Origin of the sequence: Pseudothioclava alba (assembly GCF_033100795.1) — a bacterium.
Lineage (GTDB): Bacteria > Pseudomonadota > Alphaproteobacteria > Rhodobacterales > Rhodobacteraceae > Pseudothioclava.
The window spans coordinates 188,696-206,754 of sequence record NZ_JAWLVI010000001.1; the positions used below are offsets into that span (position 1 = coordinate 188,696).

General features: G+C 63.4%; 14 protein-coding genes. 11 read left to right on the forward strand and 3 right to left on the reverse strand.

Going from position 1 to position 18,059, the window contains the following annotated elements:
* The first annotated feature begins 110 nt into the window (after positions 1-110).
* The 7 genes from RYZ20_RS00925 (at position 111) to rarD (ending at position 7,247) form a co-directional block, all read left to right on the forward strand.
* Positions 111-1,364: a sarcosine oxidase subunit beta family protein gene (locus RYZ20_RS00925; protein ID WP_317670002.1), complete on the forward strand. Its 1,254-nt coding sequence runs from the start codon at positions 111-113 to the stop codon at positions 1,362-1,364.
* Positions 1,365-1,451: 87 nt separating this feature from the next.
* Entirely contained in the window at positions 1,452-1,775 is a 324-nt protein-coding gene (locus tag RYZ20_RS00930) for a sarcosine oxidase subunit delta (protein WP_317670003.1), read from the forward strand.
* The gene (locus RYZ20_RS00935) at positions 1,772-4,726 is read left to right on the forward strand and encodes a sarcosine oxidase subunit alpha family protein (protein WP_317670004.1); all 2,955 of its coding nucleotides are present in this window, start codon (positions 1,772-1,774) and stop codon (positions 4,724-4,726) included. Before RYZ20_RS00930 ends, RYZ20_RS00935 begins: the two co-directional genes overlap by 4 nt.
* On the forward strand, positions 4,719-5,270 hold the full coding sequence (locus RYZ20_RS00940) for a sarcosine oxidase subunit gamma (protein ID WP_317670005.1): 552 nt from the start codon (positions 4,719-4,721) through the stop codon (positions 5,268-5,270). The genes RYZ20_RS00935 and RYZ20_RS00940 overlap by 8 nt, the downstream gene beginning before the upstream one ends.
* A 169-nt stretch (positions 5,271-5,439) precedes the next feature.
* Positions 5,440-5,607 carry a hypothetical protein gene (locus RYZ20_RS00945; RefSeq protein WP_317670006.1) on the forward strand — a complete coding sequence of 56 codons (168 nt, stop codon included), beginning with the start codon at positions 5,440-5,442 and terminating at the stop codon, positions 5,605-5,607.
* 97 nt (positions 5,608-5,704) lie between these two features.
* Positions 5,705-6,304 (forward strand): superoxide dismutase, encoded by a 600-nt coding sequence (locus RYZ20_RS00950; RefSeq protein WP_317670007.1) that lies wholly within the window; start codon positions 5,705-5,707, stop codon positions 6,302-6,304.
* 76 nt (positions 6,305-6,380) lie between these two features.
* Positions 6,381-7,247: an EamA family transporter RarD gene (gene rarD, locus RYZ20_RS00955; protein ID WP_317670008.1), complete on the forward strand. Its 867-nt coding sequence runs from the start codon at positions 6,381-6,383 to the stop codon at positions 7,245-7,247.
* Here the strand turns inward: rarD and RYZ20_RS00960 are convergent.
* Positions 7,244-7,810 (reverse strand): LOG family protein, encoded by a 567-nt coding sequence (locus RYZ20_RS00960; RefSeq protein ID WP_411572302.1) that lies wholly within the window; start codon positions 7,808-7,810, stop codon positions 7,244-7,246. The two genes, rarD and RYZ20_RS00960, sit on opposite strands and share 4 nt — an antisense overlap.
* Positions 7,811-7,903: 93 nt before the next feature.
* Here RYZ20_RS00960 and RYZ20_RS00965 point away from each other — a divergent pair, with 93 nt between their 5' ends.
* Both RYZ20_RS00965 and RYZ20_RS00970 read left to right on the forward strand, forming a co-directional pair.
* On the forward strand, positions 7,904-9,196 hold the full coding sequence (locus RYZ20_RS00965) for a LysM peptidoglycan-binding domain-containing protein (protein WP_317670010.1): 1,293 nt from the start codon (positions 7,904-7,906) through the stop codon (positions 9,194-9,196).
* Between the two features lie 98 nt (positions 9,197-9,294).
* Positions 9,295-11,136, forward strand: a complete 1,842-nt coding sequence (locus RYZ20_RS00970; protein ID WP_317670011.1) for an ABCB family ABC transporter ATP-binding protein/permease — start codon at positions 9,295-9,297, stop codon at positions 11,134-11,136.
* An 18-nt stretch (positions 11,137-11,154) separates the two neighbouring features.
* Here the strand turns inward: RYZ20_RS00970 and RYZ20_RS00975 are convergent, their stop codons facing one another.
* Both RYZ20_RS00975 and RYZ20_RS00980 read right to left on the reverse strand, forming a co-directional pair.
* Positions 11,155-14,700: an efflux RND transporter permease subunit gene (locus tag RYZ20_RS00975; protein WP_317670012.1), complete on the reverse strand. Its 3,546-nt coding sequence runs from the start codon at positions 14,698-14,700 to the stop codon at positions 11,155-11,157.
* The gene (locus tag RYZ20_RS00980; RefSeq protein WP_317670013.1) at positions 14,697-15,803 is read right to left on the reverse strand and encodes an efflux RND transporter periplasmic adaptor subunit; all 1,107 of its coding nucleotides are present in this window, start codon (positions 15,801-15,803) and stop codon (positions 14,697-14,699) included. The genes RYZ20_RS00975 and RYZ20_RS00980 overlap by 4 nt, the downstream gene beginning before the upstream one ends.
* Positions 15,804-16,039: 236 nt before the next feature.
* Here RYZ20_RS00980 and RYZ20_RS00985 point away from each other — a divergent pair, with 236 nt between their 5' ends.
* Positions 16,040-16,687: a hypothetical protein gene (locus RYZ20_RS00985; RefSeq protein ID WP_317670014.1), complete on the forward strand. Its 648-nt coding sequence runs from the start codon at positions 16,040-16,042 to the stop codon at positions 16,685-16,687.
* 47 nt (positions 16,688-16,734) lie between these two features.
* Positions 16,735-18,045 (forward strand): PQQ-like beta-propeller repeat protein, encoded by a 1,311-nt coding sequence (locus RYZ20_RS00990; protein WP_317670015.1) that lies wholly within the window; start codon positions 16,735-16,737, stop codon positions 18,043-18,045.
* The last annotated feature ends 14 nt before the right edge of the window (positions 18,046-18,059 follow it).

An 18,059-nucleotide genomic window follows, 5' to 3' on the forward strand; every position in this document is an offset into this window, starting at 1 on the left:
TTCGGGGTAGAATTCTGCGTGCGACAGGGTCCATCAACAAAGAGAACAGTTCCGTGGCGCGATAGGGTAGATTCGTGCACCGGACAGGACTTGCAGCAGAGGGCCAGACGATGGGCAATAGACGCTATTCGATGTTTGCGGTGGCGCGGGAGGCGATGCGCTTCCACGCCGGTTGGGAGCGCGCCTGGAAAAGCCCCGAGCCGAAGAAGCGCTACGATGTGGTTGTGGTCGGCGCGGGCGGGCACGGGCTTGCGACCGCCTATTACCTTGGCAAGGTCCACGGCATCACCAATGTCGCCGTGATCGAGAAGGGCTGGCTTGGCGGCGGCAACACGGGCCGTAACACCACGATCATCCGTTCGAACTATCTGCAAGACCCCTCGGCGGCGATCTATGAAAAGGCCCGTGGCCTTTATGAAGATCTGTCGCAGGATCTGAACTACAACGTCATGTTCAGCCCGCGCGGCCTTTTGATGCTGGCCCAGTCCGAGCACGAGATGCGCGGCTACAAGCGCACGGTTTACGCCAACAACCTGCAAGGCGTCGAAACCCGCTGGATCGAGCGCAACGAGGTCAAAGACCTTGTGCCGATCATCAATATCGACGGGCCGCGCTATCCGGTTCTGGGTGCGCTCTATCAGGAGCGCGGCGGCACCGCGCGTCACGATGCGGTGGCCTGGGGCTATGCGCGCGGCTGCTCGAACATGGGGATGGACATCATCCAGCAATGTGAAGTGACCGGCGTTCGCACCGAAAACGGCAAGGTTGTCGGCGTTGACACCTCCAAAGGTTCAATCGACTGCGGCAAGCTGGCGATGGTCGTTGCGGGGCATAGCTCGGTTCTGGCCGAAATGGCGGGCTTCCGCCTGCCGATCGAATCCGCAGCGCTTCAGGCGTGGGTGTCCGAGCCGATCAAGCCCTGCATGGACGTGGTCGTGATGGCGAACCTCGTGCACGGCTATATGTCGCAATCCGATAAGGGCGAGATGGTTATCGGTGGCGGCACCGACGGCTTCAACAACTACACGCAGCGCGGCTCCTGGCACCATGTCGAAGAGACCGTCCGCGCGCTGGTCGAGACCTTCCCGATGATCTCGCGCCTCAAGATGCTGCGCCAGTGGGGCGGCATCGTGGATATGACCGGCGACCGCTCGCCGATCCTGTCGAAAACGCCGGTTGAAAACATCTTTGTCAACTGCGGTTGGGGGACGGGTGGCTTCAAGTCGATCCCGGGGTCCGGCTGGGCGATGGCCGAGCTGGTCGCCAAGGGCGAACCGGGGCCGCTGGCTGCCGATTTCGGCCTGAACCGCTTTATCGAAGGCCGCTTCATCGACGAAAGCGTCGCGGCAGGGGTGGCGCACTGATGACCGCTCTTCGCTTGAACTGGACGAACCATTCCGAGGGACAGGGGCGCGTTGCCTCGATGCCCTCCAGCAAGAAGGCCCGCTGACATGCTGATACTCCATTGCCCCTATTGCGGCGTCGATTGTGAAGAAGCCGAACTGGCTCCGGGCGGCGAAGCGCATCTGAAACGCTTTGGTCCCGGCTCTTCGGACACCGACTTCGAAGGCTATATGTTCGCGCGCAAAAACCCCAAGGGCGTGCATTTCGAACGCTGGCGCCATGCCTATGGCTGCGGCAAGTGGTTCCTCGCCGCACGCTGCACCGCCACGCTTGAAGTGTTCGGCACCTACAAGGCGCAGAACTCCGTCCCGCATCCTGATGTCATTGCCGCCGTCAAGGCGCGCCGCCCCGATTGGGAGGGCTACAAATGAGCCACCGTCTTTCTACCGGCGGGCGTCTGATCGACCGCAAGAAACCGCTTTCCTTCAGCTTTAACGGCAAGTCCATGCAGGGCTTTGCGGGCGATACGCTGGCGGCGGCCCTTCTGGGCGCGGGCCAGACGATGGTCGGCCGCTCGTTTAAATACCACCGTCCGCGCGGCATCGTCGCCAGCGGTGTGGAAGAGCCGAACGCGCTTGTCGGTCTGGGGCAGGGCGACCGCTTTGAACCCGACCAGCGCACCACCACGACCGAGCTGTTCGAGGGCGCGGTGACCAAGTCGCAAAACCACTGGCCGAGCCTTGAGTTCGACGTCGGTGAGATCAACGACAAGTTCTACCGGCTGCTTCCGGCGGGCTTCTATTATAAGACCTTCATGTTCCCGCGCTTTGCGTGGAAACACCTGTTCGAGCCGATCGTGCGTCAGTCGGCGGGCCTTGGCGCCGTGCCGAAAGAGGCAGACCCGGACCGCTATGAACAGGCCTATGCCTTCTGTGACGTCGTCGTCGCGGGCGGCGGTGTGTCGGGTCTGGCCGCGGCGCTGCGCGAAGCCAAGGCTGGCAAGCGCGTGATCGTGATGGAGCAAACCGCCCATTGGGGTGGCCGCGCTGTTGTCGATGGCGGCCAGATTGACGGCCATGATGCCGAAGGCTGGGTGCGCGATGCTGTTGCGGCGCTGGAAGGTATGGACAACGTCACGCTGATGACCCGCACGATGATGTCGGGCCAGTATGACCACGGCTATATCGTCGGCTACCAAAGCGTTGCCGACACGACGCCCGGCGATGGCCGCCCGCGTCACCGCCTGTGGCGCATCCGCACCAAGATGACGATTGCGGCCAACGGCGCGATCGAACGCCCGCTGTCGTTCTATGGCAACGATATTCCGGGCGTGATGCTGGCCTCTGCCGTGCGCGACTATGTCGTGAACTGGGCTGTGGCTCCGGGCAAGCGCACGGTTATCGTCACGAACAACGACGACGCCTATCGCACGGCACTCGCGCTTTTGGATGCGGGGCTTGAGGTTCCGGCCGTTGTCGATGCGCGTGACAATGTGAACAGCGCATTGATCGCCGCCGTCAAGGCGCGTGGCGTCAAGGTGATGACCGGCCACGGCATCGCCAAGGTGAAGGGCCGCAAGTCGGTCACTGGGGTCGAAATCTGCCGTCAGGCGGGCGAGGGCACTGTCGTCAACGAGATCGCCTGCGATTGCGTCGCGATGTCGGGCGGTTGGTCCCCCATCGTTCACCTGTGGTCGCATTGCGGCGGCAAGCTGAACTGGGACGAGGCAAACGCGATGTTCCGCCCCGACCAGACCCGCCCGGCAACGGGTGCAGACGGTCAGGCGATGGTGCAGATCGTGGGCGCGGCCAATGGTGATCTGGGTCTGTCGCAGATCATGGGCAGCTTTGGCATCGGTGCCGCCTCGGAAGAGGAAGCCCCGATCGAGGCGGTCTGGGTTATGCCCGCAGGTGCTCCGCCCGCGCTGCGCTTCAAGAGCTTCCTTGATTACCAGAACGACGTGAAGGTTTCGGACGTGCAGCTGGCTGCGCGCGAGGGCTATGAATCGGTCGAACATACCAAGCGTTACACCACGCTCGGCATGGCTACCGATCAGGGTAAGTTGTCGAATATCAACGGCTTGGCGGTTCTTTCTGATGCGCTTGGCCGGGCCATTCCGGCAACCGGCACCACCACCTTCCGCCCGCCCTACACGCCGATCAGCTTTGGCGCGATCACCGGCGAGGCACGGGGCGAGCTGTTCCAGCCGCTGCGTCGCACGCCGATGCACGCATGGCACGAAGCCCGTGGCGCCCATTGGGAGCCGGTCGGCCAGTGGCGTCGCCCCTATTGCTATCCGCGTGGCAACGAAACCCACCGCGAGGCAGTCAACCGCGAGATCCTGAACGCGCGGACGAACGTGGGTCTGCTGGATGCCTCGACGCTGGGTAAGATCGTGGTGAAAGGGCCGGACGCGGGGAAATTCCTCGACATGCTCTACACCAACATGATGAGCACCCTTGGCATCGGCAAATGCCGCTACGGTCTGATGTGCAACGAAAACGGCTTCCTGTCGGACGACGGCGTGGTCGTGCGCATCGACGAGGATACCTGGCTGTGCCACACCACCTCGGGTGGGGCGGATCGTATCCACGGCTGGATGGAAGACTGGCTGCAATGCGAGTGGTGGGACTGGAAGGTCTATACTGCCAACCTGACCGAGCAATTCGCGCAGGTCGCCGTTGTCGGCCCGAAAGCCCGGATGCTGCTTGAAAAACTGGGCGGGATGGATGTCTCGAAAGAGGCGCTGCCGTTCATGACCTTCAAGGACGGCGTGCTTGGCGGCTTCAACGCGCGGATCTACCGGATTTCGTTCTCGGGCGAACTGAGCTACGAAATCGCGGTTCCGGCGAACGAAGGTGCGGCCTTCTGGGAGGCGCTCAACGCGGCCGGCGAAGAGTTCGGCGTGATGCCCTACGGCACCGAAGGTCTGCACGTGATGCGCGCCGAAAAGGGCTTCATCATGATCGGCGACGAAACCGACGGCACCGTGATCCCGCAGGATCTTGGCCTTGGCTGGGCGATCTCGAAGAAGAAAGAGGACTACCTTGGCAAGCGCGCTCAGGCCCGCAGCCACATGACCGATCCCGGCCGCTGGAAACTGGTGGGTCTGGAAACGCTTGATGGTTCGGTTCTGCCCGATGGCGTCTATGCGGTGGCCGAGGGGCATAACCCGAATGGCCAGCGCAATGTGCAAGGTCGCGTGACCTCGACCTACTATTCGCCGACGCTTGGCAAGGGGATCGCGATGGGTCTGGTCAAGCATGGTCCCGACCGGATGGGCGAGGTTCTCGACTTCCCCGCCGACGAGGGCAAGGTAATCAAGGCGCGCATCGTCGATGCGGTCTTCTATGACAAGGCAGGGGAGAAGCAGGATGTCTAACGCAGTCTCGCCGCTGAACGGCAAATCGGCTGAAGGTTTCGCCCGTGTGGCCGAAGCTGGCCTCAAAGGCATGATCACGATCCGCGCGGATCTGGCCTCGAAAGGGCTGGCAAAGGCGCTCAAGGCTCTGGGGCTTCCGGTTCCTGCGCTGCGCCGGATCGAAGAGGGGGAGGCCCGTGCGATCGCATGGATGAGCCCCGATGAACTGCTCTTGATCTGTGCCTATGACGAGGCTGCTGCGACCGCTGCAACCCTCGCCGAGGCACTGGCAAAAGAGCACGCGCTGGTGACGAATGTGTCCGATGCGCGGGCCATGTTTACCGTTTCGGGCGCGAAGGCGGATGAGGTTCTGATGAAGCTCAGCCCCGTCGATTTCCCGAAACTGGCCGCGGGCGAGATGCGTCGCACGCGGGCCGCACAGGTCGCCGCTGCATTGTGGCGTTCTGGTCCGGAGGAACTCTCGCTGGTCTGCTTCCGTTCGGTCGCAAGCTATATGTTCGGGTTGCTCGAGGTTTCTTCGCGCAAAGGCGGCGAGATTTCCTGACCGGACCACGGGGCTTCGGCCCCAAAGCCCCGAGGCCCTTATGGCCTGACCGAAGGATTTTCCAATCCCGCACTTCGGTCAGGTTTGGGCCTCGGGGTCTTTCTTTTGCGGATGGCTTGCCAATGGCAGGGCGCTCGGGCATCTCTTGGGCAAAGCAGGAGAATGCGACATGGTTGATTATTCCAAACACGGTGTGCCGAAAAAGGGCTCGAACGCGCCGCGCCACAGCGAACACAACGCCAAAGGCAGCGCGAAAAACCCCTTCGGCAAAAGCGAGACCAAGGCCGAGCTTCTGGCCCGGATGAAGGCCGCCGCCGAAGAGCGCAAGAAAAACTAGAAGATTTCTAAGGTTGTGGGGCTCGGCCCTTGACCTTGGCGCGCCGCGCCCTTCTATAGGATGTGAAAACGCGAACACCCATAAAAGGACATTTGATATGGCTTTCGAACTCCCCGATCTTCCTTATGCCCACGACGCTCTGGCCGATCTCGGCATGTCGAAAGAGACGCTCGAGTATCACCACGACCTGCACCACAAGGCCTATGTCGACAACGGCAACAAGCTGATCGCTGGCACCGAGTGGGAAGGCAAGTCGCTTGAGGACATCGTCAAGGGCACCTACCAGGCTGGCGCGGTTGCGCAAAACGGTATCTTCAACAATGCGTCCCAGCATTGGAACCACGCCCAGTTCTGGGAAATGATGGGTCCGGGCGGCAAGGTCATGCCGGGCGCGCTGGAAAAAGCCATTGTTGAAAGCTTCGGCTCGGTCGAGAAATTCAAGGACGATTTCGCCGCTGCGGGCGCGGGCCAGTTCGGCTCGGGCTGGTGCTGGCTGGTGAAAGACACCGACGGCGGCCTGAAGGTCACGAAAACCGAAAACGGCGTGAACCCGCTGTGCTTTGGCCAGACCGCGCTTCTGGGTTGCGACGTGTGGGAGCACTCCTACTACATCGATTTCCGCAACAAGCGTCCGGCTTACCTGACCAACTTCCTCGACAAGCTGGTCAACTGGGAAAACGTTGCGTCGCGCCTCTGATCCGAGCTGCGATAGAGATGATGAAGCCCGCCGTCAGGCGGGCTTTTTTTAGGGGCTGAGAAACAGGTCAGACGCGATGAGCGATGCAGCAAAAGGCTTTTGGGTGCTGGTCCTGTCCTGTGTGGTCTGGGGCCTGTCCGGGATCTACTACAAGGCTTTGTCGGGCGTCGCTCCGCTTGAGGTTCTGGCGCACCGGACGCTGTGGTCGATGGTCTTTATCGGTCTGGTGCAGCTGGCCAAAGGGCGGTTGGCGCTGACTGCGCAATTGCTGGGATCGCGGCTGGTTTTGCGCGTGTTCGCGGCGGCGGCGGTTATCTCGGCCAACTGGTTCGGCTTTATCTGGGCCGTTCATAATGGCCACGCGATCGAAGCAAGCTTTGGATACTACATCTTTCCGCTGCTGATGGTTTTGCTTGGGCGGGCTGCCTTTGGCGAAACCATGACCCGTGCGCAATGGCTGGCTGTCGGAATCGCTGCAGTCGGGGTTGCGGTGCTTGGGGTGGGGCTTGGCGTGACCCCGTGGATTTCGCTCGGGCTGGCGGTAACTTTCGGAACCTACGGGCTTTTCAAAAAGCGGCTCTCGGTTGGTTCGGCGACCTCGGTGCTGAGCGAGACCATTCTGCTGGCTCCGTTCGCACTTGGCGTGTTGTGGTATTACCACGGCGAGCCGGGGGTGCATTTCGGCGATGATCTGAAAAGCTCGGCGATGCTGGCGTTCGCGGGGGTGATGACCGGCGGGCCGTTGATGATGTTTTCTTACGCGGCGCAGCGGGTGCGGATGGCGACGGTGGGGCTGGTGCAATACCTCAACCCCACTTTGCAGTTTGCTGCCGCCTCGCTGGTGTTTCTGGAGCCTGTCACGACGTGGCATGTCGCGGCTTTGGTGCTGATCTGGCTGGCCATCGCGCTTTATACGGCTGTGACGCTGCGCTTTCGGCGTTAACCGAACGCGGTCTCGATCGCGGCTTCTAGGGCGGGGACGTCATCGGCCAGCACGACGATGTCACGCAGGCTGGCATCGGCAAAACCTTCGGCGATGATATGGTCCAGAAGTGACATGAGCGGTGCCCAGTAACCATCGGTATTCAAAAGGAAGATCGGTTTCTTGTGCAGGCCGATCTGGCGCCATGTCAGCACCTCGAAGAACTCGTCCAGCGACCCTGCGCCACCGGGCAGGACCACCGTCGCGTCAGAGTTCATGAACATCACCTTTTTCCGCTCGTGCATGTTTTCGGTGACGATAAAGGTCGACAGATCGCGCTTGCCGACCTCACGCGGGAACAGGTGGTCGGGGATAACGCCGAAGGTCGCGCCGCCGGCCGATTGCGCGGCGCGGGCCACTTCGCCCATCAGCCCGACATCGCCCGCGCCGTAAACCAGACGCCAGCCGCGCGTGGCCAGCATAGTGCCGGTTGCCCGCGCGGCTTCGGTATAGGCGGGGCGCTGGCCCGCCCGCGACCCGCAATACACACATACCGAACGAAGCACTTGGGTCATTGGGGGCATCCTTTTGTTCTATTCACAGGTTCTTGAGTGGTGATAGCTGCGTTGCTAGTGTGCCTCAAGGCGCGTGACGCGTATATGACATAAGGAACGAAGATGAACGAGGCATCGGGCGATACTGGGTCGCAAAAGACCAAGGTCTTGACGGGTGGGGTTGCGCTGGTCGCGGTCATCATTCTGGGCTGGTTTTTCATCGACCGCGATGGCGGGGGGGAGCCGGAGGCTCCGGCCCCTGTGGCGGCGCAAACCAAGGCAGAAGAAACGGCTCCGGCCCCCGAACCTGCTGCCGCCATCGCTGCGGTGGAGCCTGCGGTCGAGGCGGCTGCGGCAGAGGCCGGACAGGCGATTGGCGAAGCGGCCACGCCCGTTGCGGAGGCTGCCGCCGAGGTCGCCGCTGCGGTCGGGCAAGTGACCGAAACCGCAGTGGAGCCCGCGGAAGCTGCGGCGCAAGAGGTTGTGGCCGGGGTTTCGGAACAGGCCGAAGCGGTTGCTGAAATCGTTGCCGATCTGGCCCCCACGAAATTCGATCTGTTCCGCGCCGAGCAGGACGGCTCGATGGTGGTTGCAGGGCAGGCGACCCCGAATGCGCTGGTCGAGCTTTTGGTCGATGGCCAGAAGGTGGGCGAGGCGCGGGCCTCGTCGAGCGGCGAATACACAGCACTTCTGGATGCCGGTGCCGCAATCGTTGACCGGATGCTGACGCTGCGGGTGACGGGCGAGGATGGTGTTGCGCGCGAGGGCAGCGAAAGCATCGTCGTGGCGGCGTCGGATATTCAGGCGCCGGTCGTTGTGGCCGATGCCGAGGGCGCGCGGGTGCTGGAGGGCGCCTCGGAGCAGCTGGTGATCGACACGCTGGCCGAAGGGGCGCTGACGGACGGTGGCGTGATCTCGGGGCGTGGTGCGCCCGAAGGCGCGCTTGTGCGGGCCTATCTGGATAACGCCGAGGTCGGGCTGGCGGCGGCTGCGCCCGATGGAAGCTGGCGGATTGAGTTGCCGAAAATCGGCGCGGGTGCGCATGTCCTGCGCGTCGATGCGCTGGACGCGGCGGGCAAGGTGATCGCGCGGGCCGAAACGCAGGTGACGGGCGCGGCTGAAGAGCTGGCGCAGACCGCCCCCGCGCGGCAACCCGCACCCGAGGGGCAGGCCGGTGTCAGCGGTGCTGCAAGCGGTGCTATCACCGCGGTGGCCGTGCCTGCCGACCAGCAAGATCAACCGCCGCCCGCCGGTGTGCGCCGCATCACCATCGAGCGTGGCAACACGCTTTGGGCCATCGCCCGCGAGACCTACGGCGATGGCTTCCTCTACGTCCGTGTGTTCGAGGCTAACCGCAGCCAGATCCGCGACCCGGACCTGATCTATCCCGGGCAGGTGTTCGATTTACCCGAATAGGGCTGGCAGAGCACCGAAAGCACACCTATTTTAACCGCAGGCGCGAGGGGCTCTTCGCGCCTGTTTCCTATTGCGCGAATGATACGAAAGGGCGATGCATGGCCCCCTCCCAGATTACTGTCGGCGGAAAACCCGGCCCGGATGAGCGCGCGCGGGGTGCGCGCACGCTGCGTGCGGTGCTGCCTTACCTCTGGCCCTCGGAGGCGCCGTGGGTGAAGCGCCGCGTCGTGCTGGCGCTGTGCGCGCTGGTTGCGGCCAAGATCATCTCGGTCTCGACACCGTTTATCTACAAACAGGCGGTCGACGTGCTGGCGGGCGAGGCAAAGGGCGCGATGGCGCTGGCTTTGGGCGCGATTTTCCTGACGATCAGCTATGGCGTGGCGCGGCTGATGACGGTGGGTTTTGGCGAACTGCGTGATGCGCTTTTCGTGCGCGTGGCGCAACGCGCGCTGCGCTCGCTCGCGCTTGAGACCTTTACGCATATCCACCGCCTCAGCCTGCGCTACCATATCACCCGCAAGACCGGCGGGCTTAGCCGCATTATCGAACGCGGTGTGAAGGGGGTCGATTTCCTTTTGCGCTTTATGCTGTTCTCGGTCGGTCCGCTGATCCTGGAACTGTCGATGGTGGCGGTGATCTTTTTCGTCGCCTTCGACTGGCGCTATGCGCTGGCGGTGGTGCTGACGATCTGGGCCTATGTGGCCTTTACCTTCAAAGTGACCGAATGGCGCGTCGCGATCCGTCGCCAGATGAACGAGGCCGATACGCAGGCCAACCAAAAGGCCATCGACAGCCTTCTGAACTATGAAACCGTCAAGTATTTCAATGCCTCCGCCCGCGAGGCTGAACGCTATGATGCCTCGATGGTGGGCTACGAGGCGATGGCGGTGAAAACCGGCCAGTCGCTGGCCTTCCTGAACTTCGGGCAGGCGCTGATTATCTCGGCGGGGCTGATGACGGTGATGGTGATGGCGGCGATGGGGGTGCAGGCGGGGACGCTGACGGTCGGTGATTTCGTCATGGTGCAGGCCTTCATGATCCAGATCACCATGCCGCTTGGCTTCCTTGGCACGGTCTACCGCGAGATCCGGCAGGCGCTGGTCGATATGGGCGAGATGTTCGACCTGCTGCACCAGCCCGCCGAGATCAAGGATGCCCCCGATGCCCGCGATCTGGTCGTGACGGGCGGAGAGATCGCGTTCGACGCGACCGAGTTCCACTACGATGCGGCGCGTCCGATCCTGAAAGGCATTTCCATGACGGTTCCGGCGGGGCAGACGGTTGCGCTTGTCGGCCCGTCGGGGTCGGGCAAATCCACCATCGGGCGGCTGTTGTTCCGGTTCTACGATGTGACGGGCGGCGCCATTCGCATCGACGGGCAAGACCTGCGCGATGTGACGCAAAACAGCCTGCATGGCGTGATCGGCGTGGTGCCGCAAGATACCGTGCTGTTCAATGATACGATCCGCTACAACATCGCCTATGGCCGCGCGGATGCCTCCGAGGACGAGATCATCGCCGCCGCCAAGGCCGCCAAGATCCATGACTTCGTGATGAGCCTGCCCGAGGGCTATGAAACGGCGGTGGGTGAGCGCGGGCTGAAACTGTCGGGCGGTGAAAAGCAGCGTGTCGGCATTGCCCGCACGATCCTGAAGAACCCGCCGATCCTTCTGCTGGACGAGGCAACCTCGGCGCTGGATACCCAGACCGAGCGCGACATCCAGACCAGCCTGAAAGCGATGGGCAAGGGGCGCACGGTGATCACCATCGCGCACCGGCTGTCGACGATTGTGGATGCAGATTGCATCGTGGTGCTGGAGAAGGGCGAGGTGGTCGAAAGCGGGCGCCATGACGAGCTCTTGGCGCACCGCGGGCGCTATGCGCAGATGTGGGCGCGCCAATCCGCAGAAGAGGCCGAAGCCGTCGAGGCAGCCGAATAAAAGACCTGATCGCGCCGCTTATTCGGCGGCGCGATCAACCGTTTTCAGAGGGGCAGGCAGGTCGGCCTCGTCCATCCAGATCACTTCCGTTCCCGACATTTTGCGCGCCGCGCGCTCCAGCGCCAGATCACGCGAGGCTTGCGAATCCGTGCCCTGCATCAGTGCCGAAAGCGCCTTGATCGAGCGATAGGAGCCCGCGTTGAACCAGATGCGCAGCGCCAGAAGCGCGGGCGTCAGAACCAGCGTCAGCACCGTCGCCGTGCCAAGGCCAAAGACCACCGCCGTCGCAAGCTGCTTCCACCAAAGCGCGGTCGGGCTGTCGATCGAGAAGCCCCCGTTGATGAAGTCCAGCGACAGGCCGAACATCATCGGCGAGAGGCCCGCCATCGTGGTGATCGTAGTCAGCGCGACGGGGCGCAGGCGCGCTTCGGCGGTGCGGATCACGGCTTCGAGGCGCGGCATGTAGCGCTCGAACTCCTGATAGGTGTCGATCAGGATGATGTTGTTGTTCACCACAATCCCCGCCAGCGCGACGATGCCGACCCCCGTCATGATGATCGAGAAGGGCTGCGCCATCACCAGCATCCCGAAGAGCACACCCGCCGTTGACAGGATCACCGCCAGCAGCACCAGCACCGCGTTGTAAAAGCTGTTGAACTGCGCCAGCAGGATCACGAACATCAGCGCCAGCGCGCCCGCGAAAGCCTTGGCCAGAAAGTCCTGACTCTCGGCCTGTTCGACCATATCGCCCGACCACTCGAACTCGACCCCCGCAGGCAGAACGGCCTCGGTTTTCAGCCAGGTGTCGATGACGGCGATTCGTTCGTTCGCATTGATCGGCTGCCCGTCGTCATTGGTCAGCCCCTCCAGCACGCCCGCCTTCACATCGTAATAGCGTTTCTGGTCGATCCGGTCGATCCGGCCCAGCTTTTGCTCGGGCGTGCGGGTGACGAAATTCGCCAGCGGCACAAGGCCTTGCGCGGTGCGCACCTTCAGCGTGTCGAGGGTAGACAGCAGCCGGTCTTCCTCGGGCAGGCGGACGCGGATCTCGATTTCCTCGTCCGAGCTGTCGACCCGCATCGTGTCCAGCAAGATCCCGCGCGTGACCAGCTGCACCATGCCGCCCACAGTCGCCACATCGGCGCCGTAGCGACCCGCGCGGGTCACATCGACGTCGATCTTCCAGTCGATGCCGGGCAGGGGGCGCGTGTCCTCGATCGCGGTGACGCCCTTGAATTTCACTAGGTTCTCTTCAAGGTATTCGACCGCCTTGTCGAGCTGCACAAAGCTGTCCCCTTTCAGGCGAAGCTGGATCGGCTTGCCCGACGATGGTCCGCGGTCCTGTGCCAGAAACTCGGCCTTGATGCCGGGGATCTGGTGGATTTTCTCCATCACCCGATCCATCACCAACGCGCCTTTCAGATCGGGGCGGTCCTTGCGGTCCTCCCAGCGGACCATCTCGACCTGAACCTGACCGATGGTGTCGCGCGGGGCTACCGCGCCGCCGGTGTTCTGGTTCAGCCCGCCTTCGCCCGCAAAGGAAAACACCGCCGCTACGCCCTCGGTGCCGATCACCGCCGCTTCGGCGCGTTTGACCAAAGTATCCTTCTCGGCAAGGCTCAGGTTGCCGCGCGCGCGGATGTAGACGATGCCCTGCTCGACCTCGGAATCGGTGAAGAACTCGGTCCCGTAGTTGTTCTTGCCGTAATAGCCGAAGGTCGCGAACACGAGGCCGATGATCGCGGCAAAGGTAATCACGGGCATCACCGGATTACCGACGATGAAAGAAATGACATGGCCAAACGGGCGGCGCTTGTAGCCCGCGTCGATGGGGCGGGGCGCGCGTTTCGGTTTGGCGGCTGTCAGCGTGATTGAACTTAGCAGCGTCGCGATGAGAAACAGCACGGCACCGGGAACCGAGGCCGCAAAGCTGCCCGAGGGCAGGCGTTCGCCCGACAGATAGCCGGGGTTCAGCATCAGCATCGCGCCAAGGAACACCAGCGCCATCGAGACAACCGCAAGTGCTACGCGCAGCCAGTAGGGCCAATGCTCGATCACGCGCGCGCCTTGGTCCAGACGCCGCGACAGGCGGCCCGCGACGCCCCCCACGATCGGCACATAGATCAGCGCCACGATCAACGAGGCCGAGAGCACAAAGATGATCGTGACCGGCAGCATCCCCATGAACTCGCCCGGCACGCCCGGCCAGAACAGCATCGGCAAGAACGCGCAAAGCGTTGTTGCGGTTGAGGAAATCACTGGCCAGAACATGCGCTTGGCGGCCTCGGTATAGGCGTGCATCGGGCCGGAGCCTTCGGAGATGCGCTTGTCGGCGTATTCCACCACCACGATCGCGCCATCGACCAGCATCCCCACCGCAAGGATCAGGCCGAACATCACGATATTCGAGATCGCCACCCCCATTCCGCCCAAAAGCAGGAAGGTCAGCAGGAAGGATGTCGGGATCGAGAAGCCCACCAGCAGCGCCGAGCGCGTGCCAAGCGTCGCCAGAACGACGATCATCACCAGCGCGATGGCGGTCAGGACCGAGCCTTCTAGCTGGCTGACCATGGCGCCCACGGTCTTTGACTGATCCAGCGAGATGCCGACGTTGACGGCGTTGCGCAAAGGCTCGGGCCAGTCGGCTTGCCGCTTTGCCACGGTTTCACGCACAAGGTTGACCGTGTCGATGATGTTATAGCCCTTGCGCTTGACCACCTGCAGCGCGACCGTGCTTTCACCGTTGAACCGCGCGGTGCCGGTGCGGTCCTCGAAGGTCAGGCGGATGTCGGCCAGATCGCCAAGCGTCACCACGCGCTCGCCATTCACTTTGACGGGCAGGCGGTAGACATCCTCGGCGGTCTCGAACGACGCGGGGATTTTGACCGAGAACGCGCCCGCGTCGGTTTCGACCTCGCCCGCTGCAATAAGCTGGTTATTGGCCTGAACCACATTGATAAGCTCGCCTGCCGTGACATTATAGGCTTCCAGCTTGAGCGGGTCGATCTGGACCTCGAGCATCTCGTCGCGGTGGCCCGCAAGGGTCGCATCCAGAACCGGCTCCAGCCCCTCAAGATCGTCTTGCAAGGTCTTGGCAAGGTTAATCAAAGTCCGCTCTGGCGCATTGCCGGACAGGGCGACGATAACGACCGGAAACTCCGAGAAATTGATCTCGTTGATCGAGTATTTCTCGAAGCCCGACGGGAATTTCCCCTCGGCGGTATTCATCGCATCACGCACATCGGCGATGATCTTGGTCTTGTCCCAGCCGAAGTCGAATTCAAGCATAAGGCCCGCGTAATTCTCGCGCGCGATGCCCGACATCTTGTCCAACCCCTCAAGGTCCGACAGCTCGGTCTCCATTACCTGCACCAGCAGCTTTTCGGAATCCGCCGCCGAGATACCGGGGAAGGGGACCGAGACGAAGAGCATCGGGATTTCGATGTCCGGCTCACCCTCTTTCGGCAGGCCGATATAGGCGGTCATCCCTGCGATGATGGTCATGGCCACAAAGGCCAGAACCATCCGGGCGCGCTCGGCGGCCCAGTCGACGATAGCGATCATTGCGCGCTCTCCCCGAAGCCCGGAACATCTTGCGCGGGATGGGCGGTGACGGGGGTGCCGTCGGTCACATAGTCCTGCCCGACGACAATGACGTCGGCGGTGTCGGGCAGGCCGGTGATCCAGACGCCCTGGCGGGTGTCACGCAGCAGGGAAACAGGCGCGAAGCGGGCGACCCCGTCCACCGCAAGGCGCACCCCAAGCGTGCCGTCGTCATTCAGCGTCATTGCCGAGGCGGGCAGGAAATGCCCCATCGTGCCCTGCGCGCGGATAATCATCTCGACTGTCTGACCTTCGCGGATAGATAGGTCGGGGTTGGGCAGTTCCGCCTCGATACGGAAGGTGCGGGTCTGCGTATCGGCCGAGCGCGAAGCATAGGTCACTTGCCCCGCCACTTCGCGCCCCGTTGCCAGCCGCGCGCCAACCAGCGCGCCGATTTCGATCCGGTCCAGCTCGGTCTCGGGGACGAAGCCCACCAGCTTGATCGGGTCGAGCGCGATCACCGTGGCGCACAGGCTTCCTGCGGTCAGAAGCGCACCAAGCTCGGCACTGTCGTCATCCAGAATACCCGCGAAAGGCGCGCTCATCGTGGTGCGGTCGATTTCCTTTTGCGCGGCCAGCACGCCGGCTTCGGCCTCTTGCAGGCCGGCCTTGGCCGCTGCCGCCGCGCTGTCCGAGCGATACCCGCCCTGTTGCAACTTCTCGGCGGCGTTGGCGTTGATACGCGCCTCGACGAGTTTTGCCTCGGCCTCGGCCAGAGACGCGGCCCGCGTCCCCTGATCTATCTGGCACAGCGTATCGCCCGCTGCGACCGAGGTGCCTTTGCGCAAGGGCGCGGTGGTCACGCTGCCGGTGGTTTCGGCGCGCACTTCGACACGGCGCGCGGCCTCGGTCTGGCCACGGGCGAGAACGCCTTGATCGACGGCTTTCGCCTGCGAAGCCAGCACCTGCACTGCCACGGCGCCTTCGACGGCGGCGGGCGCGGCCTGCTCTTCGGGGGCGGGGGCGTCTTGTCCGGCAAAGCTCATCAGCCGGTCGCGCTCGAACACCAGCAGGTAAAGCGCACTCGTAACCAGAATGGCATTGACGACGGGAACAATCTTCATCGGGCGGCGACCTCTTGCAGCGATGGGCCGCGTGGACCCGCGTGGAAATAGAGTGAACGATGCGGTTCAAAATAGGGCGGGCATGTGGCGCACTCAAGGTATATCTTGTGAAATATTCTGTGCGCGCGCGAAGGGCGTGGTGTGCGGGCCTCGGCGGCCTTGGCACTGGGCCGCATCCCATGTAAGAGGTTCGCAAGACAATCGCGCCCCGAGGGGCCAGACGAAAGGTGCCACGCGTGAGCGAAACCGACAGCTTCATCGAGGAAGTCACCGAAGAGGTCCGCCGCGACCGCCTGTTTGCCCTGATGCGCCGCTATGGCTGGATCGGGGTTGTCGCGATTTTGGGGATCGTGGGGGGCGCGGCCTGGACCGAATGGACCAAAGCGCAGGAGCGCGCCAAGGCCGAAGGGTTCGGTGATGCGATGCTGGCGTCCATGAGCGCCGAAGATCCGCTGGCAGCGGTCGGGGCTATTGCCGCCGAGCCGGGTGCGCAAGAAGCCGTCCGCGCGATGATGGAAGCGGGCCGGATGCAGATGGCGGGCAACAGTGCCGGTGCGGTGGCTGCGCTGGCCCCTGTCGCGAATGACGCAAGCCTGCCCAAAAGCCTGTCGGATCTGGCCAAGCTGAAATCCGTTCTGGTTGGCGCAGACACGATGGATGCCGCTGCGCGCGCATCGCTTTTGGACGAGCTGGCCGTGCCCGGCGCGCCCTATCGCCCGCTGGCAATGGAGCAGCAGGCATTGGCAGAGCTATCGGCGGGCAATCAGGATGCGGCGATCGCGCTTTTGACGCAGATTCTGGCCGAGGCAGGCACCACGCCGGGCTTGCAACAACGCGCATCTGAGTTGATGGTGGCCCTTGGGGCCGATCCGTCGGCGCAATAATTGTGAAGGCGCGTTGAGCGTCGGAAGAAGGGCGGGGGACAAGAGCGGTGAAACTGATCCACGCGATTGCTGTTCTGGGCATGGCGGGCACGCTGGCGGCTTGCGAAAAAGAGATCATCCTGCAGGGCGAGCGGATCGACCCGCGCGATGTGCTTGCGGGCGAGGTCGCGGCAGAGGCTCCGGCGCGGGATGTCGCGCTGTCCTTGCCGGCGCAGGTCTCGAACGCTGATTGGGCGCAGCGTGCAGGCGGGGCCGATCATGCGCTGGTCAATGCCGCGATCGGGGCTGGCACCGCGCTTCAGTGGGCGACCGAGATCGGGCAGGGCGCGGATCGCCGCCACCGGATCACCGCGACGCCGGTCGTGGCCGGCGGGCGCATCTTTACCCTTGATAGCCGCGCGCGCGTCACCGCGACCGGCACCGACGGGCAGACGATTTGGCAGGCCGATCTGACGCCTGCGAGCGACAATGCCGACGATGCTTCGGGCGGTGGCCTGGCCTTCGCGAATGGCAAGATTTTTGTCACCACCGGCTTTGCCGAGCTGGTCGCGCTGGATGCGGCCTCGGGCAAGGTGGCGTGGCGGCAGAAGTTCGGCACCGCGGTCGGCGGTGCGCCGACGGTTTCGGACGGGATGGTCTATGTGGTTGCACGCGACAGCTCGTCCTGGGCGCTTCGCGAGAGCGACGGCAAAGTGATCTGGCAGCTTGACGCGGCCCCCGGACCCTCGGCAATGACCGGCGTTTCCGCGCCTGCGGTCAGCGGCAAGTCGGTGATCTTCCCCTATGCGGGCGGGCAATTGGTTGCGGCGCTGAAAAAAGGCGGGCTGCAACTGTGGCAATCCTCGGTTCCGGGGCAGCGCCCGGGGCGGGGCTATGCGTCTGTGCGCGACGTGACGGGCGATCCGGTGATTGTCGGTGACACGATCTATGCGGCGACCTCGGCGGGGAAGGTTTCGGCGATTGATCTGGCCTCGGGCGAACGCAAATGGACCGCGACCGAAGGCGCGACCGCGCCGGTGCAGGTTGCTGGCGGTTCGGTGTTCCTTGTTTCGGACGAGGCGCATCTGGTGCGGCTTGACGCGGCCACGGGCGAGGAAATCTGGTCGGTTGCTCTGCCCTATTATCTGAAAGACAAGATCAAGAAGCAGCAGGAAATCCACGCCCATCTTGGTCCGGTTCTGGCGGGGAACAAGCTGTTCGTGGCCTCGTCTGACGATCGGCTGCGGGTGTTCGACCCGAAGACCGGCGCGCTTTTGTCCGAGGTGGATTTGCCCGGTGGCGCCGCCACCAGCCCGGTTGTTGCGGGCGGGGTGCTGTATGTCCCGACCAATAACGGCAAGCTTCTGGCTTTCCGTTAAGGGAAAACCAGTGT